Annotated in this window: 17 protein-coding genes and 2 pseudogenes; 6 read left to right on the top strand and 13 right to left on the bottom strand. The window is 49.7% G+C overall.

The window, feature by feature from the left end:
- Positions 1-320: 320 nt before the first annotated feature.
- The gene (locus F566_RS0104525; RefSeq protein ID WP_083921006.1) at positions 321-1,094 is read right to left on the bottom strand and encodes a substrate-binding periplasmic protein; all 774 of its coding nucleotides are present in this window, start codon (positions 1,092-1,094) and stop codon (positions 321-323) included.
- 179 nt (positions 1,095-1,273) lie between these two features.
- Positions 1,274-2,014 (bottom strand): hypothetical protein, encoded by a 741-nt coding sequence (locus tag F566_RS0104520; protein ID WP_020405785.1) that lies wholly within the window; start codon positions 2,012-2,014, stop codon positions 1,274-1,276.
- A gap of 535 nt (positions 2,015-2,549) precedes the next feature.
- Between F566_RS0104520 and F566_RS0104515 the strand changes: the two genes are divergently transcribed.
- The 4 genes from F566_RS0104515 to F566_RS31925 all read left to right on the top strand — a co-directional run bounded on the left by F566_RS0104515 (position 2,550) and on the right by F566_RS31925 (position 5,723).
- Positions 2,550-3,074, top strand: a complete 525-nt coding sequence (locus F566_RS0104515) for a hypothetical protein (RefSeq protein ID WP_026179753.1) — start codon at positions 2,550-2,552, stop codon at positions 3,072-3,074.
- Between the two features lie 430 nt (positions 3,075-3,504).
- The gene (locus tag F566_RS0104510) at positions 3,505-3,891 is read left to right on the top strand and encodes a hypothetical protein (RefSeq protein ID WP_020405783.1); all 387 of its coding nucleotides are present in this window, start codon (positions 3,505-3,507) and stop codon (positions 3,889-3,891) included.
- Between the two features lie 139 nt (positions 3,892-4,030).
- Positions 4,031-4,507: a helix-turn-helix transcriptional regulator gene (locus F566_RS35210; RefSeq protein WP_157496659.1), complete on the top strand. Its 477-nt coding sequence runs from the start codon at positions 4,031-4,033 to the stop codon at positions 4,505-4,507.
- A complete protein-coding gene (locus F566_RS31925) occupies positions 4,488-5,723 on the top strand; it encodes an MFS transporter (RefSeq protein ID WP_020405781.1) in 1,236 nt (411 codons plus the stop codon). Before F566_RS35210 ends, F566_RS31925 begins: the two co-directional genes overlap by 20 nt.
- Before the next feature lie 79 nt (positions 5,724-5,802).
- Here the strand turns inward: F566_RS31925 and F566_RS0104495 are convergent, their stop codons facing one another.
- The 10 genes from F566_RS0104495 to moeB form a co-directional block, all read right to left on the bottom strand.
- Positions 5,803-6,969: an acyl-CoA dehydrogenase family protein gene (locus F566_RS0104495; RefSeq protein WP_020405780.1), complete on the bottom strand. Its 1,167-nt coding sequence runs from the start codon at positions 6,967-6,969 to the stop codon at positions 5,803-5,805.
- A gap of 113 nt (positions 6,970-7,082) precedes the next feature.
- Positions 7,083-9,587 (bottom strand): prodigiosin MAP biosynthesis aminotransferase PigE, encoded by a 2,505-nt coding sequence (gene pigE, locus F566_RS0104490; protein ID WP_020405779.1) that lies wholly within the window; start codon positions 9,585-9,587, stop codon positions 7,083-7,085.
- Positions 9,588-9,603: 16 nt separating this feature from the next.
- Positions 9,604-12,036, bottom strand: coding sequence for a hypothetical protein (locus F566_RS0104485; protein ID WP_020405778.1), 2,433 nt, complete (start codon positions 12,034-12,036; stop codon positions 9,604-9,606).
- A 30-nt stretch (positions 12,037-12,066) separates the two neighbouring features.
- A complete protein-coding gene (locus F566_RS0104480) occupies positions 12,067-13,182 on the bottom strand; it encodes a hypothetical protein (protein ID WP_020405777.1) in 1,116 nt (371 codons plus the stop codon).
- Positions 13,179-14,399, bottom strand: a complete 1,221-nt coding sequence (locus F566_RS31920; protein WP_020405776.1) for an MFS transporter — start codon at positions 14,397-14,399, stop codon at positions 13,179-13,181. Before F566_RS31920 ends, F566_RS0104480 begins: the two co-directional genes overlap by 4 nt.
- 77 nt (positions 14,400-14,476) lie before the next feature.
- Complete coding sequence (locus tag F566_RS0104470; RefSeq protein WP_020405775.1) at positions 14,477-16,156, bottom strand: class I adenylate-forming enzyme family protein; 1,680 nt, start codon at positions 16,154-16,156, stop codon at positions 14,477-14,479.
- A complete protein-coding gene (locus F566_RS0104465) occupies positions 16,153-18,060 on the bottom strand; it encodes a CoA transferase (RefSeq protein ID WP_020405774.1) in 1,908 nt (635 codons plus the stop codon). Before F566_RS0104465 ends, F566_RS0104470 begins: the two co-directional genes overlap by 4 nt.
- A 390-nt stretch (positions 18,061-18,450) precedes the next feature.
- The gene (locus tag F566_RS0104460) at positions 18,451-18,723 is read right to left on the bottom strand and encodes a MoaD family protein (protein ID WP_020405773.1); all 273 of its coding nucleotides are present in this window, start codon (positions 18,721-18,723) and stop codon (positions 18,451-18,453) included.
- Entirely contained in the window at positions 18,713-19,156 is a 444-nt protein-coding gene (locus F566_RS0104455; RefSeq protein WP_020405772.1) for a M67 family metallopeptidase, read from the bottom strand. Before F566_RS0104455 ends, F566_RS0104460 begins: the two co-directional genes overlap by 11 nt.
- Positions 19,157-19,186: 30 nt before the next feature.
- Positions 19,187-20,356, bottom strand: coding sequence for a molybdopterin-synthase adenylyltransferase MoeB (gene moeB, locus F566_RS0104450; protein WP_020405771.1), 1,170 nt, complete (start codon positions 20,354-20,356; stop codon positions 19,187-19,189).
- Positions 20,357-20,891: 535 nt separating this feature from the next.
- Here moeB and F566_RS0104445 point away from each other — a divergent pair.
- Positions 20,892-22,751, top strand: coding sequence for a TonB-dependent receptor (locus F566_RS0104445; RefSeq protein WP_157496658.1), 1,860 nt, complete (start codon positions 20,892-20,894; stop codon positions 22,749-22,751).
- 5 nt (positions 22,752-22,756) lie between these two features.
- Positions 22,757-23,545: pseudogene (locus F566_RS38050) on the top strand (methyltransferase); the annotation flags it as partial.
- A 50-nt stretch (positions 23,546-23,595) separates the two neighbouring features.
- Here the strand turns inward: F566_RS38050 and F566_RS37565 are convergent.
- Positions 23,596-23,879, bottom strand: a pseudogene (locus F566_RS37565) (IS4 family transposase); the annotation flags it as partial.

The raw sequence follows: 23,879 nt of genomic DNA, 5'->3' as shown, positions 1-23,879 counted from the left end.
GATACAGATGGTCATTTATCAATGCGAAGCTTCCAATCTTAAGTGACCTGACATTAAAAGCCAGTGTTTGTGGGTTGAAAGCATGGATTTGCCGAATGCTGACACCAGGTTATCAATTGGGTGGGGGTGGAAATGCTAATCACTGATGTTCGCTTAAGCGCAGGTGTTGGGCAAAGTGAATAAAAGTGGAAACCAAGTGGATAAAAAATATGAAAGGTGAAGTTTTCAAAAGTTAAAGTGCTTTATTAGAAGTTTCGATTAAATAATTGAAAAATATGGATAATATATTTGTATTTATGGAGGGGTGTCTGGCTGGGGGCTTAGTTTGACTCAATGAGCTGATACTTTTGTCGCAGCTTAAAGTAAAAATCGGTTTTCTTGAGTGCTGAATACGCATTAGCAAAACTTTCTGCCAGGGCTTCATGGTTCTTGATTTTTGAAAACCCAATATAAACATCCGTGTTCGCGATGTAGGGTTGTACAACTTCAAGGCTGTCTATTGCTACCGGGGCGTAGCGTTTAAGGTGCTCAAGCTGGCCAAAACTGATGCTTAAAGCTGCCACGGCATTCTTGTTGTTGGCCAGCTCTCTCAGCACGCTATCAACGCCGCTGATCTCAATTTTTTTGGTGAAGGGAAAGGTGTCGAATTGATTGCCAAACTTAAACCCTAAAGGCACTACTATTCGATGATGTTTGACGCTCTCCAGATCGCCGTTGAAAGGGAATGGCGTGTCAGCCAGTCTGTTTCTGACGAAGGCGAGGTGAGAGACGGAGATGATGTTTTGTGGATGAAAAATGGCAAATCGGGTGCGAGCTTCGGTTTTTGAAATAAAGGTGACAGCATCCACGTGGCCTTTTTCGAGCAGCCAAAGGGCCCGTTTCCAGGGTAAATTGACATATTCAACAGAGCGACCGAGGTCAGAAAATACCCTGTTAACCAGCTCTATATGGAAGCCTGTCAGCTGGCCATTATCCATGTATTCCATGGGAGGATAGTTTTCATCCCCCCTGGCAATTTTGATTGATCCCTCAAGAGCATCAACGCCGCGACTCATTAAGCAAAGAAAAAGCGCTAAAACCAGTTTGTACTTCATACCCAAGGCTACTTAAGGCTAAATCATCATATAAAGAAGATAGTCGTCAATTCGGCTCGTCTCAAGATGTAATGTGGAATGCCAGAAATGGTTGTAAGCGATCGGCCACAATGTGTAACTACTATAACAGGCGGTTAGAGCTAGCTATAACCGCCTGTGTAAACGTATAAATGGCTGGATCAGCTAAGTGCGCTTTCTATCTGCTGCAGGTATTCACTGGGCATTGCCGGGAAATTCCAGATAAATAAACCTCCAATGTCTTTGGTCTTAACCTGATTGAGAAAATAGTTCAGATTTTCCTGGTTCAATCCTGCGGGAGTCAGCGCCAGAATGATCTGTTTGGCCGGAACACCGTTGGCGATCGTTCGGTCGATGGCGGGGCCGACATTGGCTTCAATATCGCTCATGCTCCACATGCTTGCGGCGTAGCACATCAGGCAAAAGCGATTGGCTGTGCCTGACAGGGCGATCGTCTTGACAGCCTGATTGATGCTTTGCCCCAGGCTCGAAGCGTTGGGGTTGTTATAATCCCATCCGGCAAGAAAGGTATAGCTGCATTCCTTGTCCTGGGATTTTAATTTGCTCATGGTCTCGATCAGCATGTCCACATTCATACTGCATTCGTCGTCAATATCAACACCGGACCAGTTTCCTTTGCCGGTTGCCTGGACGATTTCTTCCACACTTGCCGGAAGCTCTGGCATATTTTTCGGCGTGCATCCGCCGCCGCCATAGGTCCACAAGACTTTTCCGGGGCCGGCTGGAGCGTTTGTGGTGTTGGGGCTCCAGCCAGGAGACTGGGGGGTGCCTGTCGTCAATCCTGACAAGTTGGTTACCATACCATACATTGTGTAGCTGAAGGATTCAGGAGATGTGTCTGAAGGGTTTTGGGTCCAACCGCCAATAATGTATCCGCTCATAGCAATTTCCTTATTTCGCTGAGAGGGAAAGTCCTCATCAGATAGCTTAGTTCAAAGCAGCTTATATGGCTGAGCCAAAAAGGGAAATCTACACAGTGAACTCTGTCAATATTCCTGCTGGTGACTCGTCTGTGCGTTTCAGTCTGTTCGACATCTCTGTCAGTTGAATCTTAAGTTAATTGGATAACGCCATTTTACGGGCACAGTGATAAGGGTTGTTATTTAAATTAGGCGCTGAGATCGTTAATTTGTCGTCGTGGTTCTTAGCAGCTGACGAACAACGGCGAAATAAAAGATGGTAGCGTGGGCTATATATTGAGAAATGGCTATCCCGTGAAGCATTAAATAAGTGACAGGCAGTGACTTTAAAAAAAGACAGAGGAAGAGGCGATATCCGACAAAAAGGCAACATTCCATTGTGCACAAATTAAGACTGAAAGACAGTGATATATTCCCTTGACCGGTTCAGGAGGTTCTGGAAGACTTAGTCAGGTACTTAACTACTATCATCATTGTGAATCTTTTAGATATGAGTATGCAGAGCGCCTACAAATTCAGTCGCCGCGTCATTAGGCCGTTAGTGATTTTCTGGTTGCTCAGCCAGAGCATGGTCCTGTGCGCGCTGGGTCAGAATCTGGAGTTGGATGCGCTTCATACAGATCCATCAATCATCTCTTCCCAATCAGAAAAGCATATTGTCAAACATTTCGAATCCATGGAGATGATTGCCAGTGGTGATATGGCTGAAAGTGGAACGATGAATCGAAGAGGTGCCCTGATGGAAAGCGCCAAGTGCGCTTCTCACATCATTTTGGAGCCACCAGATCGCGTAGTCATTGATATTCATGATTCAAGTCAGATAGATGGCGATTGCTGTGGCGAGAAGGGTAAGACGACCAAAGAATCAGCGTCGTTGCTCCCCGTTGGGGCGGTGTTTTTTGTTTTCTGGCTTGTCAGGCTGGTTACTCGTCGCCTGTCACTTTTACGTTGGAGGTATAGCCCTGTTGTCGGCTACCACCATCCTCGCTTTCATATTGTAAATTGTTCCTTTCTAAACTAGGCCGGCTTGGCCAACCTTTCGACGCCCTGGCAGTCGTCACTCTGTAAAGCCTTTCCTGTAGCTTCAATGCTTGCTGGGTTCACGCTGTATTAACTTTCATTGGTTAATCGCGGTTTATGCCAGCATGTACTACATCCTTGTCAATTGTCCTGTGTTATTACGGCATTCAGGCATGAGAACAGGTGAGAAAGGCTGGGGAAGGAGTGATTGAAAGCTTTGGCTCGTTTCGGTTTTTAATAGTCATATATATCAAACATTTATCGGGGAAATTAAAGAATTCACTGTAATGTTGATTCATATGGACTGGATTGACTGTTTAAGGAGTGGCGCCCGATGAACGGACGCTAAACTTTTATAACTACTTGAAATAAAAATAAGCTAATGTATTCTCACGTGAGAATGATTCACATTAGCGTATGGAGAAGGGCAAATGGAATTTAGTTTAAAGAAGCCTGAGCTTAATGATCGTGTACCATTCATCGTATCTGATAACTATCTGCTGGAAACAGGAGAAGTACAAGGCAAGTGGTGTCAAACATCCCTCCCGACCGATATAGGCGATACACTATTTACGACATGTCGGATATGTGATGATATCTCGCTTACTAGAAGCCGTTGTACTTTTTCAGATCACTATCTCTCCTGTATTCGCTATCAGACAGACACTACGCTACTGATATTTGGATTCAAAGGTGTCAGTTCAATCGGCTTTTCCAAACATGAAATAAACTATCTGATTCGACCTGGGGATGTCTGGCTGGTAAATAACTGGCGGGAGCAAACTGTTTCGCTATACTCCTGCCAACCAGAAGAATGAAATGGTGGTTATCAAATACGCGACGAAACGAATAGGGTTTGCATTTCCGCCTCAATCCAGAATCCTTTCCAACAATCGGACACCTTGGGTTATGCGGTTGGGCTACCAGGAGGCTAATGAATCCTGGATTTCTGACTTAATGAATAACCCTTTCAGTACGTCACTGGATTGTCTGAGTGCGGAAGCGCGAACGCTCGATGTATTGGCCCGGTGGCTGAGACCCCTGGCTGAAGTGTCTCTTGACGACACTCTGGTCTCGAGTAAGTGTCCTGCAATGGACAAAGTGATTCATCTGTTAACGGCAGATCTTGCCAACATTCCTTCTCTTGAAGAAATGGCAAGAATGGTGGGAATGAGTCACACCCGATTGAATCGGACCTTTAAGAAAACCTTTGGCAAAACTGTATTCAGTTGGCTGAGAGACTATCGATTGGCACGTGCCCGATCACTGTTGAAGGATCGTCAGCGGAGTATTACCGATATTGCGTTCTTGTGCGGGTTTAGCAGTGCAAGCCATTTCGCGCAGACTTTCCGACAGCGATATAGTTGTACCCCCATTGAATTCAGGAACAATGACAAATTACAGGAAGTATATTGTGAGTACGGTATTAACTGAGCAATTGCCCAAATCTAACAGTCTGAAACTATTACTGTTGATTCTGATCGCTAATGGTGCTGCACACAGCCTGTTTGTGATCGCATTTCCGGTCCTTGGCAGAAGCCTCGGTCTCACAGACATCCAAACCGGTCTCATATTGACGGTGTCATCCATTGCAATGATGGCTTCCGCGCCTTTTTGGGGGGCTCGGAGTGAAATCGCCGGGAGGCGAAGTATTATAGCCATTGGAATTGTGGTCACAGGGTTGTTTCTGATACTGGCCGCAGGCGCGGTCTATCTTCGACAAAATCTCCTGATAACGGCCTCTATGTCGTTCTTTATCCTGTTCGGCCTGAGGTTAAGCCAAGCCATTGGCGTTGGCGGTGTGATGCCGGCAGCGCAGGCCTATGTGGCTGACTCCACCGGACCCGAACATAGGGCCAGAGGAATGGGCAAAATGGGAGCTGCATTTGGTATCGGAACTATCGCCGGTGGTGCCATTGCGATGGCACTGGGGCAAGTATCCATTGTGCTGGGACTATCAGGGCTGGGCGTTGTGCTGGTATTTATTTGGTGGCTGGGATGCTCTCGTTTACCTGAGTCGAGAGAGCCCGGGGAAATCACCTCCAATCTAAGTTTCAAGCTTCCCTATGAACAATTGTGGCCCATGCTCCTGATCACCTTTTGCGGGTTGTTAATCTACGGAACTCTGCAACAGGTCATCGGACTCCGGTTGCAGGATGAGTTCGGTTTTTCAGCAGGGGAGGCGCTGAAAGGCACTGGCGCGGTCATGATGGCCAGCATGGCAGCCATGGTGGTAACTCAGGGCGGGTTGATGAGATGGCTGACATGGTCACCTGAGCGGCTGTTGGTCTCGGGGTGTTTGGTTATGGTGATAGCCTTGACAGCGGCGACTTCCGCCACGACATATCCTGTCCTGCTGGTCGGAATGATTCTGCTGGGGTTGGGAATGGGGCTTGTCTTTCCTGGAAACCTGGCTCTGCTGAGTTTGGCCGTCGATGAGGATACGCAGGGTCGAATCGCTGGAATCAATAGCGTGAGCAAGGGGATAGGGATGGCTCTGGGACCGGTAACCGGTGCCTTTCTTCACCAGTTTTCCGTAATAACGCCATTTGTATTTGCTGTACTTCTGGGCGCTTTGATGCTGATTCTTAGTGCTTGGGTCATTAAAGGCTCAAAGCTGGCAGATACCGAAGAAAGACAATCCGCATAAGCGCCAGAAACTGTGATTTTTCAACATTCTTGAACCCTTGTGCAGGGGGCTGTAAGAAGCCCCTGCACAAGGAGTGTCTCTAACAGGCTACCGGACACAGGGTGCCGGGTTTCTTGTGCTCTTTGACTATGATGTTTCTGTGAATTTCTGATGTTCCATCAATAATGCGATACAACCTGGCGTCACGATAAAAGCTTTCTATCACATGATCGTCATGACAGCCTCTGGCTCCGAAAACCTGGACTGCTCTATCGGCAACCCGTCCCAGGGTTTCAGTAGTGAGAACCTTCACCTGAGAGATGGCTTCCCGGCAATTCATCCCGGCATCGATATCTCTGGCAGTCTGGAGAACCAAAGCCCTTGCAGCCGCAATTTCAATAGCACTGTCTGCAATCATTTGATTAATGGGGCCATAATCAATGATCGCTTTACCAAACTGCTGGCGATCCCGGGCATGGTCCCTCATCAGGTGTAACAGCCTCTGGCATTTGCCGATAGCTCGTGCTCCAACTTTGGCCAGGCGCGCTTTGCCCAGTGTATCACCGAGCATTCTAAATCCTTCGTTTTCCTGTCCCAGTAGCGCATCCTGTCCCAGAACAATGTTATCAAAAATCAATTCGCAGTGACTGGTGCCCTTGAATCCGAGCATGTTGAAACGTTTGCCCAGGGAGAAACCTTTCATATCCTTTTCAACCAGAAATAACGAAATACCACGAGGCCCGAGGTTTGGCGCGGTTACTGCCGCGACGATAAAATAGTCACAGTTTTCAGCATCGCTGATAAAGTGTTTTTTGCCATGCAGAATCCAACCGGTTTGCGTCTTTTCAGCCCGGGTTTGAATTGACGCCGCGTCAGACCCGGCTTCAGGTTCGGAAACTGCCAATGCAGAAAAGCGTTCACCCCTGATGCTGGGGATCAGAAAGCTTTCAATCTGATGTACGGTACCTTCAATAAGGCATTCGTATATATTCCCGGCTGCGCGACGGGCGAGGATTTCCTTGGTTGCACCAAGCTGCTCCTGTACCAGCACATTATCGAGGGCACTCAAGCCTCCGCCGCCAAAGCGTTCATCAATATTGGAAGCAAACAACCCAATTTCCCGGGACTTTCGTGTAATCCGTGCTGATATTTCCGGACTGAGTCCTCCATCTTTCTCAACTTGCGCTTCCAGAGGCAGTAATTCAGTTTGTACGAAGTCTCGGGCTTTCTGAATCAGTAGTTCCTGTTGTGGTGTCAATGTTGGCATTGCGTGATCCTTAAATAGAATTTTCTATCCTTAGAGCCTGTTGACGTTTCAGATGATGTCAGCAGGCCCATACCGCTTGTTTCTTAGTCATTGGTTTAGTCGCTGGCTTTTTACTAATCCATGAAGGTGGACATATCTCGGCAAACCGCGTCAAAGCACGAGATAAATCTGGATGCCTCCTGCTGGTTAAGCACCAATGGGGGTTGGATACGCATCACGCGGCTATTATTGGCGGTCAGGAAAGTTAGAATATTGTGTTCCTGTGATAATTTCGTCACGAATCGAAGAACAAACATATCCTCCATACTGGATTCAAGCTCGTCGATGGCCGTCAGCATGTGATACTTGGCGTTATCCGACAGCATCCGGTATGTACCCTGTGGATCCCAGGGGAAGCGATGAGCGAGCTCCTGAACAGTGGCATTGATACTGCCCTTGAAAGACTGAGAAAACTCTATCGCCAGCATCAGTCCTTTACCTCTCACCGATTTGATAAAAGGATATTGGTTGGCAATTTCCTCCAGTGCGACCTGAAGTTGTTTGCCGATTGCCATGGCGTTGTCAGCGAGTTTTTCTTCGGTGATGACATTCAGGGTGGCAAGTGCTGTTGCAGCAGCCAGATTGCCGCCTCCAAAAGTTGATGTGTGCAGAATGCAGCGATCCATGCTGCCGTAGGCTTTATCCCAGAGTTGTGGACTGGAAATTGTGGCTCCGACCGGAACGCTTCCGCCGGACAGCGACTTGGACAATACCAGAATATCGGGAACGACGTCTTCCCACTCGCAACAGAAGAGTTTGCCGGTTCGACCCAGTCCGGTCTGCACTTCGTCCAGGATCATAATGACGTCATGCAGACTGCACAGGCGCCTGACTTCCTTGAGATAACCCTCAGGAGGGAGAACCACACCACCTTCACCCTGTATAGGTTCGAGAATAAATGCGCGAACATCGCCTCTCTGTAATTCCTTTTCCAGAGCTTCGATAGAACCGAAGGCAATTTCCTGACATTCAGGTAGCAAAGGTTCAAAGGCTTTGCGATGCTTGTTGCGGCCGGTTATGGATAAGGCTCCCAATGTTTTGCCATGATAGCCGTTGTCGCAATAGAGCAAACGACCGGGCCTTGTCGCTGCCAGCGCCATTTTGATGGCCGCCTCAACCGCTTCAGTACCCGAGTTGCTGAGAAATACCCTGGACAAGTCTCCTGGGGCCAGTTCCGCCAATCGCTCTGCTAGCAGAGAGGCGTGATAGGGCATGGAAACATACTGTACGAACGTGGGGTGCTCTGCCTCCAGGTAATTTTTCAAGGCCTGGGTCACTTTAGGGTGGTTGTGACCCGTGTTAAGGCAACCGTATCCTGCGACAAAATCAAGATAGGTAGTGCCATCCATATCCGTCAGGTGACAGCCACTCCCGTGTTTGAAAACTCTTTCGGTGTGATTGAACTGGTAGAAATCCGCCATGACCGGATTAATATGACGGCGGAATCTGTCCAGCGTCTGAGTCCGTTGAAACTGGTCGGATGAGCTGGTGGGGACTGCCACCTCACGATGGTGTTGGTAAAGACCATGGAAGTGGGTATCGGTGATTCGTTCACCGTCAGTTGCCATCGGACCGGTGGTAAAACCGTGCTTTTCCGCGAGTTGTCCAATTTCCAGAACACGTTCTGGGGGCAACACTCTACCTAACGAGAAGTTATCGCGGCGTTGCTCCAGGGTAAGAATCAAGGTTTCTGCCAGACAGCCGTTCATAAACATTTTGGGAGCAAAGTTGGTGGCTGACTCGCCGAAGCTCACATCGGGACCGGCCGATATCAGTCCTCCATCAATAATCAGAATGTCACTACGGGGCTGGGTGGCTTGCATAACATCTTTGGGGAGCGCTGCATCCACCACAACAGAGCCGGGGAGTAACCTGGCCGGATCAATGACATTTCCGGTAGAAGTTGCTGCCACAAAAAATTGCACTTTGCCGTAACAATCCTCAATGTTATTGGTGAGAGTGACTGACGAATGCATCTTAGAAGGGAGATAGCTCAGGTGTTTCTCCGGATCACTTTTGCCCCGGTGAACCAATGTTAGACGACAACCTTTGTCAGCCAGTAGCTGAGCGATGGCAAGGGATATGGAGCCAGGGTAACCGACAATGGCAACTTCTGTTCCCTGAGGGAATACCTCAAGTCGTTCCATGGTTTGCAGAAGATTTCTCTGCGCGGCATATGCGGTCAGAGAGTTTCCGGTGGTAATAGGAATGCCACATTTTTCTGCGGTTTGCAGGCCGCGGTTTCCGACAATACCGGTAAAGCCACCCAGGCCGACCAGTTCAGCGCCCCGGCTTTGCAGGTCATTGATTCCGTCAATAACCCGTTTAGTGACGTTGCGGTGATCCGCCAGCATTTCCTCGGCAGTCAGGGGCATATAGTGCACGATGCCACTGCACCTGGAGCCGGCCTTGCTGATAACACTATCCAGAGTCGTGAACGGCACCAGGTTTTGCCACTGCCAGTAATCCTTGTGATAACCCTCGCTCTGTTCGTCAAAATTCCGGTTGGCCAGATCAATCAGCTTTACATGACGTTTCAATGCAACCGAAGTGGGGTGAGCGATAAATCCAAATTTCATTTTATTAATCCCTAAATCAAACAGTGATTCGATGCCAGGAAGATTCAGAAAACAGGCTTAGTCCGTCTCCATCGGAGTTATGGGATAGCAGGACTTTAGCCACATTGATTCTTCCTTTCTGACAGAGCAGGTCGCTAATCTGTTGCTCCTGGTAAATGCTCAGTCTGGTTCTGTAAACGGGTACGGTGCTGGTAATGGCCGGCTCATTTTCCTGTTCCGGATAGGTTTCCTGTAAGGGGAGGGGTACAATGACCTGGCGACCGCATCCAGAAGGTGTGCGTTTATCCAAATAGGTCTGAATCATGGACAAAACGCCGTTGCACAGATAGAGCAGTGTGACATTGATCTGACACCCATTGGGATTGTGAGCCAGGGCCTGGACCAGTTGGTTTTCTATATTGGGTACCAATGCTCTGGCTCCGTCCCCGATAAAAGCCAGAACATTATGCTTCGAGGTCCTGGCAATGTAGGGCAGGGCTGAGAGGGCATCCCCCATCAGCGCCCGGCCATACCAACCAGAAAACCCACGGTCTGTTCTGGGGATATTGCGTATGGCTGAGAGCCCGCAACGACCTACGTCATACACTCCGATATACCGGAAGTCCTCCTGCTCGATCAGTTGGCGTATCTGCTGTCCCAGCTTTAGCGTGAAGTAATTTACCGACATGGGAAGGCTGGCCATATAGTCGGCTGGTACACCCTCATCGAGTTTTTTGACCCGGGTAAGGTGTTCCAGTCGATGATTTCTGATTTCCTGCTGTACGTCGAGGTGATTTTTGACGTACTCCAAAAATTCAGTCAGAGGTATCTGAAGCGCAATGTCACTATATGGCGACAGGTGGCGCTCGTTTTTATTGACCTGGACAATGTGAAAATTGCGTTTCAGCTTTCCCTCGGAAAATGGCGTGGACGCCTGATCAATTTTACTTTTAAGGAAGAACTGGCTCAGGGAATCCGGGCCGCACACCTTGCCGTCATCGTGCAGATAATGGAAGATTCGACGGCTGAAGGCATAAACTCCAAAGGTGCCCAGATAATTTTCATTGATTTGCCCGTCGCTGTAGGCCTGCACCGTACCCGGATGTGTTAGAGAATCGGCCAGTGCGATTCCAGCTTCATGGGCTATCTGGTAAATCAGGCTTCGCTGATAGTCAGAAACCGGTCCGCAATTCCATAACAACCGAATATCTGAGTGGTTGATCAGATCCATCACCGCATCAAGGTCGCTCTGCTGAAGGTTGCAGGGACTGGAAGAGATCGTATCGACCGCATCGACCGTATAGACTGAGTAGGGGATGTTTTCCCGGGACTCCAGTACATTGGGGGTGGCAAAGACAAATACAGGCCCCTGACTCTCATTCATCATCTGAAAAGCCTTACTCAATTGCTCTGCCAGGGTTGCGTGGTCGTGAAGATATACGTGAGGTATTCGTCTGGCAGCGATAACATCGCGACCATCTGTGTCGGCGTCAATAGTGCCTTGAAAGGCGAACCAGGAACCTGCAGGACTATCGGCACAGATGATCAACCCTGGAGCCCTCGCTCTATGAAGATTGGCCAGAGTTCCACGAAACTCGTCGATCATCCCAGAGGTGACCGCAATGACATAAGCGCGGTCAAACAATTGCCAGCCAGCCAAAGCGCCTGCTGCCAGGCTATGCTCATTGTTTCCCGTCAGGCATCTGGGTAATGCCGTTTCAGGTGCTTCATTACATAATGCCTGAATTGAGCGGATCAGATTGGCCACCATTGACCCGGTGTAATAATGGAAATCCCATTGCCCTTTCCAGCGCTCCTGCATATGGCCAAATATGGCCTTTGCCAGTCCAATCGTGGATTTGGTCGCGGCAGTGGTTCTAGACAGCAGCTTATTGAGATACCCGTGCTCCAGATGGTCAATTAAAAGCTTCAGCAAATTGGCCCGATCAATGTCTGGATCGTCCTGCAACACCTGAATCTGAGCACTGCCATCAACATAGGACAAAATGCTGTCAAGGTTATCGGCAGGTACCAGCATGACCTTGGAATAGGGAGTCAGGGTGCGGACATTGCTGGCCGAGATCAGTTGCTCGAAAGGGCTCTCAGACAGACTGAGATTGGTGTCTTTGGCGCATTCCGATACCCGCTCCGAATCCACAATAAAAAGGTCAAAATCGCTATCCTGCCCCTGCAAATGCCGGATTGCCTCGTCAAGAGTGCTAAACCTCAGTTGAGTAAAGGTAAAGTGGTGGCGTTTACCTGCCTGGGACAGATAAAGACGGGCCTGCTTCACGGTGGCATTAAAGACATCCCGATGATTTCGGGGTGGTAAAGTAAATGGCTCCGATTCGAATGTATTGCTGTCCTCATCTGGATGCTGAATGGCATGGATGAGAGAGAATACATAATCCAACTGCTCAATGAGCCTTTGGTTATCGGAGAGTACGCATATCCCTATACTGTAATTCATGACTTTCTGTCGAACCTCTTAATCAGGTGATTAGATATCGTCGGGATCGATCAGGTTGGCTGCTGTCAACAATGCCTGTAAAAGAAAGAAGTAGCCCCATATGGTTTCACCCAGAATCTCTTCTTTGGCATTGATGCGGAAGCAACATCCTGTAAAACGCGCCTCGTGCGACTGTTTGTCGACCTTGAAGTATTCGGATTCGATCAGACGCCTGACAATCGAGTCCGCCTTTTTGCGCCAATCAAGCCTTGTGTTAGGGCAGGATGACAGCTTATACATGGCCAACGCGGCAATCAGGGACGCGGATGGATCCAGTCGATTCCGGTCACCATAGACGCGGTTGCGCGGAAAACGGTCAGCATATTTTTTCAGCCACTGCTGACATCGGGTTTCGGCCAGCTCCTGATAACTTTTTCCCCACAGACAGGCGGTGGAACACAGACCCAGAAGACCCCAGCTATGGCCCCGAGCCCAGTTGCCTGCCGGTCCTTTGACCTCAATGTGAGACTCTCCGAGGATAACGTTGGTATAGAAGTCTCCATAGAAATTGGTCATGTACTGAATCACTGAGTCGGCATGACCTCTGGCGGTATCCTGTACTTTCGGGCTGCCATACTGCAATATCTGGATCAGCGCGGCGAAGGCGTCAATATTCAGAGTATTTTTGCCAGCCTCGCCGCCGCCAAGCGCGCTGCCCATGGGATAACACTGCCACTGCGAGTTATAGCTTGGAGCAAGCGCCTGTGCTGCTTGCTTGGCGATTTCAATAGACTGCGAATCCTCAAAGAACCGAATGCCCGGTGCGACCGCATACCAATAAATCATGCTGCGAAAGATGGTGTCCGAGTATAGTTTCGGGGTAAGCCTTTCAATGATCGAAGATGCGGCATACCGGTCTGATAGCTGTCCACTGAGTCTGGCACGGAGCCACCAGCAGCCGCTCCAGAACCCACCCATCCAGGATCCACCTGATGATAGCTTCCATTGTCCGTCCTGGGCTGAAGCGAACAAAGGAAAGCTGTCCTCGCAGATATTGGCGATACGTTCCAGGGTATTGATGACCCCATAGGCGGCGTGAATATAGTCAGTTTTGGGCGAATTTTTAAGCGGCGAGAGCTTACGATCCAATTGCAATGAACCGTTCATTTTGACGTCGCTTCCTGCTGTGTAAGTTGCTGATGTTGACTGGCAAGCAAGAAACAAAATGTTCCGCTAAAAGCCAGAACCATGATGGTGAAGACCCATCCACTTGAGAAGTCACCAAAAAATGAAATTATCTGGCCGAAGGCCGCCGATCCGGTGGCCAGTCCGCCGAAAAAGGCTGCCGATACCATCCCTGATGCATAAGCGACGGGGCCAAACCTCTGATCTTTGATCACCATTCCCATGGCAATGGCGTTTGTTGCGACAATGCTAAGACCGATTCCGGTAACGCCAAAATAAAGTGGCCATCCATCTGAGTGACTCGCTCTCATCGTGATCATGATGGCGATGATCGCAAACCCGGTTAGACCCACGATAAACATGGCCTGATTGTCGAATGACGCTGCGATGGGTGTCATGATGATTCGGGAAGCCATCCCGGTAATACCGAATAACGTGATAAGCAATGCTGCCTGTTCGGGTGGAAACGAAAGACTTGTGGCGAAGCTGGGCACGTAAGTTATGTAAGCTGACAGAACCGCACCAATGCCTCCTTGGGTCAGCATCAGAAGTGTTAACGGGACATTAGGAGGACGCAGGTTGGAGGGTTTACTCCCAGCGGCCTTCTTCGGTGCGATTTTCCATCCCAGTACCGCCATCGTCATGGCGATGGGCACAATTACCCCAAAAGCCGCTCTCCAGTCCCAGTGAATGGCAATGGCGGGAAGCGCAAAGCCCGCAAATAAGGCTGACAGCTGCACGCCAGACTGTTTCAATCCCACCATTTTCGGCTTGCTGCTGGCGGGAATTCTCAGTGCTATCAATTGATTCGTGACAGGATTGGCAATGGCCTGGGAAAGACCCACTATGGCGACCGCTCCGATCATGGCAGTTAAACTGTCCGCCATGCTGATGAGAAGAAAGGAGGCCGCAATGGCGAGAAAGTGCAGGGCAAAGGACGACCTTAGTCCCAGACTGTCGACGATCTTCCCGGCAAACAACGACAATACAGATGCCAATCCGAAAGACGCCATGACAAAGTAGCTCAGATCTGTTTTGTTTATCTGAAGCGCCTCAATGAGGTAAGGGCCCAAAGCGCCGGTTGCATAAAGAATCAGCATGGGGAGTGCCATCGCGAGCACCAGAACCAGGCCAATATTCACTTTCTCCAGCCCGTTCATTGGGGTTGTTGAGTTTGTGGGGGCAGACGATTCGCTCATTATGGGCTCACTCCTGTGTTCAGGGAGGTAAACCTCCCTGTAAATTCAATTTCAGATATTGAGCAGTACCTGCAGGTTTAGCTGGCGGTCCGGTACTCCTCGCCATTGGGTAGACCAGCCACTTTCCCCAAACCGGCCACATTCTGGGTCAGCAATTTCTTGTTCACTTTCCCGGCCGGCGTCATTGGCAACTGGCGGTAGAACTGGAGGTATTCGGGCAGTTTGCTGATCTCAAGCCCCTTGCTCCGGAGGTGATCAGTTAGCTCGCTGAGTGATATCAGTCCAGCACCCTCGCGCATGGTGAGGCAGATGCATACTCTTTGCCCGAGGTCTGCATCGGGGACCGGCACGCAGGCGGCACTCACCACATCTGGGTGAGAGGTGGCCAGTTTTTCAATCTGCACCGGACTGATATTCATTCCTCCGCGAATAATGACGTCTTTCTTGCGTCCCAGCAGGACAAGATAGCCGTCAGCGTCGATACAGCCCAGGTCTCCGGTGTAGACCCAGCCTTCGTCGTCCCGATAGCGCTGGTCGAGATCTGGCGCATTGACATACTGCATGGGAGACATGGGGCCACGTCCCGCAATTTCTCCGGTCTCGCCCTGAGGCAAAGGTTGTTTTTGATCATCCACTATACGAATCTCGCAGACGTCCGGGTTGGGACGACCGACAGAGCGGCAAATGTCCTCCAGGGAGTCATCCAGTGTGTTATGGCAGTTGATGCCATCGGCTGAGCCGTAGAGACTAATGAGTCTGCAATCAAAAGCATTGACGCAACGATATATGGTGGCCTTGTCGATAATGGCGCCACCGCTGACAATGGCTGTGAGGCATGACAGATCTATCTGGTGAAGTTCCGGGGCAACGGCCATGCGCTGGAACATGGTTGGAACGCCCAGGATGTGGCTCGGTCGATGTTGATCAATCGCTTCAATAGCGGTTGCAACGTCAAACTTCGGCAGCAAAACAATCGAACCTCCCATCCAGGAAAGCACTCCAAAGGTGGCGCTTGAGCCAAACGCGGTTCCCAGCGGCATCAGATACAGAGCACGGAACTCTCTGTTGGGACGGGTAATACGTTCCAGGAAACGACCTCTGCCTCCCAACATGGCGTTATGAGAGTATGCGACCAGTTTGGGTTCGGATTCCGTACCAGAGGAGATAAGGAAACGTACCGGACTGTTTGGGTTGACCTTAATCTTGGTAGTCAGGGGATCATTCTCGAATAACTCGTTGAGAGTATTCCAAGCCGCATGGGACGAATCCGGTTTGGCTCCATTGACGATCAGAACTCTCAGGGAGAGCGCGACAGGCCTGATGGATTCGATCACGTCACAATAGTCGATATCACCGTAAGCTCTTTCAGTGATGACCGCTCTGGCATTACTGCGCTTGAGGACTGATTCAATATCAAGCCTTCCCCGCCCCAGAGGAATAGGGCATACCACAGCTCCAATGGCAGCACAGGCTAAATCAATGGCACAAGAGCGCCATGAATTTGTCAGTTGGTATACCACCACATCGCCGTTGGTGATTCCCTGCTGCAACAGGCTGTTGGCGAACCTGGCGGCCGCTTCAGCGAGCTGACCATAGGTGGTTGTACCATTCATTTCCAGGACTGCGGGCTTTTCCGGATTTTCCCTTGCCTTATCGCAAAATAGTTCATAGACCGTACGATCTGGATAATATCCTTCTGATGCCCATTGTTCCCGCATGGCGACGGGAACGAGATCAATTACACCTGTATTGTTCATGCGAACCTCCATGGCGTAGCAACACGTGAATAAGTTAAGCGTTCCAGGTTAGACTTGAAGCGTTCCTGCTCCGGCAGTTCACTGAGAGACTCCACAACTTCACTGCAGGGAATGCCGATTTTTTCGAAGATTGGAACCCACTCTTGTGCGGTTCTGGTCTGCAGCGCCGATTCCAGCTTTTGATTCAAGTTGGATTGATCCAGGTCCTGTTCTGTCAATGCAAGCTCAGCCAGGAGCGGGATCAAATCCTTTAGCTGATTCAGGCTTAAAGCCAGGTGACCCCTGCAGGTGCGGAATAGCGAAACCTGAATAGAGTCCTTCCTGGGATTGTGGGATCGAATTGCCTGAAGATGAGAGTGAGTAAGTAGTGCCGCACCTCCCAGTAGCGATGTATCTACACGGCAGCCCTGGCGGTGGAAAATCTTCCTGAACAGACCCAATACACTTCCCTGGGCCGCAATGATTCCGCCCAGAACATCCAGAGCGGTAAACAGAGTGCCGCCGCCATCTGCCTTTTTACCGGAAATCAGCTCGGCCACTCCAGAGTAGGCCTGTACTGTGAAGTCAGTGCCGGGACATTGCACAACACCATCCATGATTCCCCAGCCACCGGCGTAGGTGTATACGATATCCGGGTTCACTGACTTAAGGTGCTCGTGATCCAGCTGTAATTGTTCAGCTTTGCCTGGTGCCCAGTTATGGATAAAAACGTCTGCCTCTGACACCAATGACATCACCTCCGCGCGCCCTTCCGGAGACTTGATATCGATTTCCCTGACTTCTTTCAGGTGATTAAGGGCATCAAACCGTGCTGAGCAATCTCCTGCAAAAGGAGGCATGCCTCTTAGTGGATCTCCGCCAGGTGGTTCGATACGAATCACTCTTGCGCCGAGCAGGGCGAGCAGGTGACCTGCAATGGGGCCCTGAATGCGCCGGCAGGATTCAATGACCGTGAACCCCGTTAAAGGTCGTTGACGATCAGAGGTCGATTGAAGTTGAGGAACTGGCTTTGTGGAATCTATACGGGAAGCAGTTTCTGAGTGGTCTGATTCCGGTTGAAGTTGCCAGGGGCCCTGCGTCAATAGTAACGGGATATCCTTGTCAGAGGCGCGATCCTGCAGTGTACGCTGACGGCATACCGAAACCCCCGTAACTTCACCAAGAGATACAATATTCTTGAAGTTATGGGATGAAATCGCAGTCATCAGTGATTCAGGCAACGCAGAGGTGGCTTTAGCGTAACGCTGAAGAAATGACTGCCAGCCTCGTCCTGCATCCTCCTGAGTGATGCCAAGAGCTGCCCAGAACCGGCGCCAGGGTTCTGGGGAGAGTGTTTCAAGTTCAAACACTTCACCATCCGCAGAACGAAAAGGAGGTCGCTGAGGCTGATCATGTGTGCCCGGAGGGATATTTTCCGCCCCTTCTTCAACTGTCGCACCGGCAAGGTATTGCCCTACACACAGGAGTCCTGTTGAAACCATTGACGACTGAAATCCGCTGACGTCTAAGCCTCGCTTCTTTCCGATAGCGGTCGCCAGGCATCCCAGCAGCGTGATGACTGCCGAGGCGGTGGAAAGATAGGGAAGATTCAGTGGGGCGATACCGCCGATAGAGCGTCCGTGTACGGACATCATCCCGGTTGCAGCCTGGATGACGGCTTCTGAGCCCTGTCTTAAAGGGTTATCTGACCAGAATGAAAATTGATTCTCCTGAATGCTTGAATCCGGAGAAATGAACTGGAAGGGAAAGTGCGCTCCCACGTCCATATCAAGATTGTTCTCGACTTGAATTCCTAATGCTTGACATTGGAACTGCAACGTATCTGTCACAGTTCTCAGGTGATCAGGAACCTTTTTAAAGTTGCCAACGATTGTGCAACCTTCAAGAAAGCTATCCGTTTCCATAATTAACTCACCATTGGTATCCGTTGCGGATACCTTAATGGAGGAAACTTACAAAGGCTTTCATTTGAGTATCGTTACAATGTCATTTGCCGAATAGGTATTCATAGAAATAGATTGATGATGGCTTAAAGATCTTTGAGAAACGTTTGGGTTGTCGCCTGTTCACGGATATGCAGTGCAAAAAGTGGCGCAGACAAAAGGCATGTTCCTTACATGCGATGTTTGCTGTGTTGGAATGGTTTGACTGATGTAGGTGGCCTGGTGGGAAGAAAGGCGAAAGGTTGTAACCGATCGCCTTCTGCAGAGATGCCAGGAGGATCATCCTGGCAGGACATTGAGTGGATTGTGTTCAGTAATTACTGCTGGTTTCATGCTCAGCAGCGGCAAGGGTTACCCCCCGGCAACTGCCGGTAGAATGGTAATAGTATCGCTTTGCTGAACCGTCGTGGCCAGCTGATCCTTGAAACGAATGTCGTCTTCATTGACGTAGATGTTCATGAACTTATGAACTTCATCGTTTTTCAGTAAGCGCTCCCTGATTCCCGGATACTGCGACTCCAGACTTTCTATGACTTCTCTGATGGTTGCGCCCTCGGAAACAACCTCTTTTTGTTCATCGGTCAGGGTGCGTAGTATGGTGGGAATCTTAACTTTAACCGGCATGATTTTCTCCTGGTGCATCGTTCGATTGATGTATTACTCGAATCGTCTCTTCAATAGCTTTGTCGTTTATTATGCGGTAACTGCGTATCTCGCCTGGTCTGCCCTCGGCGGTCGACACCAGCACGTAATGGGCTTCCGGATCCCAGGCATGATGAATATCCTCTTTGCTGGGGAAAGCCCGCGAACCGGTATGGGAATGATAGAAAACCATGGGGACTTCCTCCTGGTCATCCATTTCCTCCCATACTTTGAATTGTTGCTTGGGGTCAAACTGGAAGAAAGTCTCCGATCTGGCAGCGTTTTCCATGGGCACCAATCTATGCGGCGTTCGTTGTCCTTTCTTTCCTAGAATCAAACCACAAGCTTCAACGGGGTGTTCAGCAAATGCCTGCTCCAGTATAGCTTCAACATGAGTATCCAAAATGGTTAACATGGCATTAAACTCCTGGTGACATCATTGGGTTTAATAGGTTGGGAGCTCAGAATCCACTTCTTTGATCCAGGCAAGAATGCCTCCATGTAGATTCTGCAAATTGGTGAAACCCTGTTCTTCCAGTGCATTTAGCGCCTGTTTTGACCGGCTTCCAGCTTTACAATGCAAGATAATAAGCGAATTCTTATCCAGAGACTCCAGTCCGCGCCCGGCCAGGATGTCATTTTTGGGTATATGAATGGCTCCTTCGATGCAGCAGATATCCCGTTCTCTCTGCTCTCTGACATCTATCAATAAATGTGACTGGCCTGATTGACGGATGTCATGAAGTTCCCGTGGACTGATGGTGGGAACATCTTTTTGTGGTGTGGCAGGTTTGGTCAAGCCGCAAAAATACTCGTAATCACTGAGTTCAGTAATGGGCTGCCGGTCCGGATTGCGTCGGATGGGTAGAACACGATAGGTCATGTCCAGGGCATCATAGACCATTAACCTTCCGAGCAAAGGAGAGCCAATGCCGGTCAGGAGTTTAATGGCTTCGGTCGCCATGATGGATCCAATGGCGGCGCAAAGTACACCCAGAACTCCTCCTTCAGAACAGGATGGCGCGTGCTCTGGAGGTGGTGGCTCCGGGTAGAGGTCTCGATAATTGAGGCCTATATCACCAGGTGCATCCTCCCAGAATACAGAGGCTTGTCCTTCGAACCGGAAAATTGATCCCCAGACATAGGGCTTTTTGGCGAGAACGCAGGCGTCATTGACCAGATAGCGGGTAGCAAAGTTATCGGTGCCATCCAGAATAAGGTCGTAACCGGAGATAATTTCAAGTGCGTTGGAGGTATCGAGACGCGCTTCATGCATTTCAACATGAACGAATGGATTGATTTCCTGAATCGTGGCTCTGGCGCTATCGAGTTTCTTGCGGCCAACGTCAGACTGACCATGGATTACCTGACGCTGAAGGTTAGAGGCGTCCACTGTATCAAAGTCTACAATGCCGAGTGTGCCAATGCCGGCGGCAGCCAGATATAGCAACGCCGGAGACCCGAGTCCACCAGCACCAATGATCAGTACTTTGCTGTTTTTCAGTCGTTTTTGTCCGTCCAGCCCTATATCAGGGAGAAGAAGATGGCGGCTGTACCTTTCCATCTCCTGCTTGCTGAGTTCAGCGTCTGGGCTGACTAGAGGAGGTAATGTCATCACATATTCCTTTGCTGTGTCTATCGAATCGTGACTATCAAACCGTTTTTTGTCGTTGTGCGATATAAATAGAGGTTCGCGATTCTGTCATATGGCGAACAGACGATAGTTTCCTGTGGTGCTCGCAGATTGATATCTGCTTGTTCTTGTTTTGATAGGAGTCTGAAGCGGATCAACCTATTGTATGGGGGAGCGTAAGAATGTGTTCCGGTTTCTAACAAAACCTATAAGCAGGTCTATTGATATGAAGCAGGCAACGAAATGAAAAACAGGTGAACAGTGTGCATCGAAGTCTTAGGGATTGCCCGCAGGTATGAAGTGTCGGTTATTGGTTGTTTTTATCTGCTCAGGAGCAAGTCTATCGTTGGGATACGCCTCAGTAACAAGATCAGAGTCGGAAGACTCCCAAATATATCAGTTAAACGAGATCTCCACTGAAGCGACTTCCACCTCTTCAGGTCATAGGACCTCTTTCTTTAACAGATCAATCAAGCGCTCAAATCAACAAGGTCCACAGGCTGATAATATCAGTAGTGTGACAGAGCAAATTCCCAACGTTGCAGTAGAGCAATCTTCTGTTCAGACACGAGTGGTTATCAGAGGGATGACCTCGGTTGATGGAGGATTGCAGGATCCAGTGGGCTATGTGGTGGATGATGTAGCACTGCCGCTTGGAGCAACTCAGGCACCATATTGGATGAATATAGAAACAATTGACGTGGTCACAGGCGCGAAGGGAGACCCCCAGGGCCGTAATGCCCAGGCGGGCCGTGTTCTCGTGAGCTCTCCATTTCCATCTATTGAGAATATGCACTGGGGAAGTTATTCCTATCTTATCGCAGACGGAGGTCGTGATTGGGAGCCTACCCAGGCACTGACAGGAGGGGTGTCCGGTCCGGTTTCAGAAACCCCGGCGTCCTTTTCTCTGGCATTAAGGCATGAAGATAGTGAAAGTGCCTATTACAACCTGGCGGATGCCGGTAATCAGCAAAATCGTCGGGACAGAACGTCGTTTTCGGGTGGGTGGTCGTACTACCCTAGCGACAACACCGATATCCAGTTTCGCAGTCACTGGGAGGATAGTCAGGGAGGGCGAGCCTACATGAGATATCTTGATGGACCGTTTGCCACCGAGAGGTTTGTCGTCAATTACGATACTCAAACCGAGGATCGCAGAACCACCTCGATCCATTCTCTAAGGGTAGACCACAGCGCCAACGATGTTGAGTTTGTGTCAATTACAGGTGTCACCAGATACGAACAGGATTTTACCATGGACCTGGATACCGGCCCCATGGTGACCCCCGCCACGGAGTCTCTGTTACGAGACAGGATGATTTCCCAAGAGTTCAGGGTGCTGTCTACCGCACTTGATGGTGACCTTGACTGGTCGGTAGGAAGTTATTTCTACCTGGAGGATACCGACAGCAATTTTACCATCGGGATGGCAAGCGCCCACCGGGAGACCCGAATCGATCAAACTGGCGCTGCAGTATTTGGAGAGGCTGACATCTCCTTCAGCGATCGCTTTGCTCTGGTTCCGGGGATTCGAATAGAACAAGTCAGGAAAAAGGGTTATCAGATAATTACCGGAGCTCTGTCTGGCCAATATGTACAGGTCCAGGACTACACGGCGTTTCTGCCGAAGCTGTCGGCAATATACCAGGCGGCACCGGAGACAATCATTTATGCCGCTATCTCAAAAGGGTACCAGCCGGGAGGATACAACCATACATCCGCTACCGATGCTGAAACTTTCGTCTTTGGAGCTGAAGACAGCTATTCGCTGGAGATAGGGCTTCAGGATACATACTGGCATCAGAAAATTGCTGGAGAGTTGGTCTTTTTTTACAACTTGATCAGGGACAAGCAGGTTGTCGATCCTCTGCCTGGAAATACACAGAGAATTTCAAATGCCGGCAAGGCGGAAATTTTTGGCCTGGAATACCGGATCGATGCGGCGCTGACCGATAAACTCAGCCTTAATGGTGTGCTGGGGTGGCAGGAAGCTGAGTTGACCGAGTTTGAGACCCGTCGGGAGGAGAACGGGCAATGGATAGTGAATGACCTTGGGGGCAATGACCTGCCGTATTCTCCTCAATTGAGCGCATCCGTGAACCTGAATTACCAATTTTCACCCAACTGGCTGTTGAGGATATCTTCACGTTATAGCGACAGCTTCTATTTTGATTCCCAAAATACCCTGGAACAGCCTGACTACTCAACAGTGGATGTTGAGGCAAGGTATTCCAGAGGCAGTGTGTATGCCACATTGTCTGCGGCCAATATCCTGGACCGGGAAATTTTCAGTCGTGCCGTGGGCACTCCCGCCGGCACGGTTGTTGAAGACTCTCAACCCAGGACTCTCTCTCTATTAATCGGATATCGGATCTAGAAAGGATGCAAATGAAGACTCGCTTCGGAAATGAAGCACAATATTTCCTGTTTGACACTCTGGTGGCGCCTTTGCGATGGGAGCTCCTGTCTGCCGGCATGAAACTCAATCTGTTTGATTACCTGCAGATTTCTCGCACAGCAGAGGAGGTTGCCTCGCGTTTTCAGCTGATCAGGAAAAGTACAGAACTTTTTCTGAACGCCATGGTGTCGATCGGCTTCATCAGCAAGCGTCAGGAGCGTTACCAGATAAGTGACTCATACCGGTCCCTGCTGGTTTCCGATTCGAATGTGTCCATGTGCGGATTATTGAATCATTTGGGAAAGATCAAACATGTCACGGGTTCAGAGATTGTAGATCTCCTGATTCAGGGGCATCAGGGAAAGCAAGGGGCTACGATGACGCAGCCCGAGTTCTGGTCCAACGTTGTTGACGGCCTGAGGTCCTTTCATGTGGCGGTCAGGAATCCTATTGTCGTCGAGGTGCTGATGTCATTGACGAACTGGCCCGATGTAAACCGGATGTTGGATCTGGGTGCGGGATCAGAGCAACTGGCGCTGGATATCCTGTCTATCAATCCTGATATTCAAACCGTTATTTTCGACTTGCCCAGAGTCGCTTCGCTAATCAGAAGTCAGGTGTCTGATCATCCCGGGATTGAAATACTGGAAGGGGATATGAACCGGGATTTCCTGGGAGAGGATTATGACCTGGTATGGGCCTCCATGGTGCTCTACTACGCTCATGACCTACCCACTGTGTTGGGCAAAGTCAGACAATCCCTGCGATCTGGGGGGATGTTCGCAAGTTTTCATGAAAAGCTTAACCAGGATCGCAATGCTGTTCACTTAAGAGGAGCAGCATTGCGATCTACTGGATATCGGGTCTTTGATATCTTAACCGTCCGAGGTGTCGTAGGCCTCGGACGCCTCTCCAAAAACAGACTACTAATTCCCGATCTTAACTCTGACAAGCGCCGACCTGTTCCAGATATCGGATTGGAAGCCGCCATCACAATTAACTGAACAGCAATATAATCACACACTGGTTTGAAGCGAATGTCAGACGGGGCTCGATCAAAGCTTACCGCCGCAATCGATGCTTCTCGCCTTATGATGTTGTAGCACA

Origin of the sequence: Hahella ganghwensis DSM 17046 (assembly GCF_000376785.1) — a bacterium.
Taxonomy (GTDB): Bacteria; Pseudomonadota; Gammaproteobacteria; order Pseudomonadales; family Oleiphilaceae; genus Hahella; species Hahella ganghwensis.
Note: the sequence above shows the minus strand (reverse complement) of the source record. Positions and strands in the feature narration are given on the sequence as shown.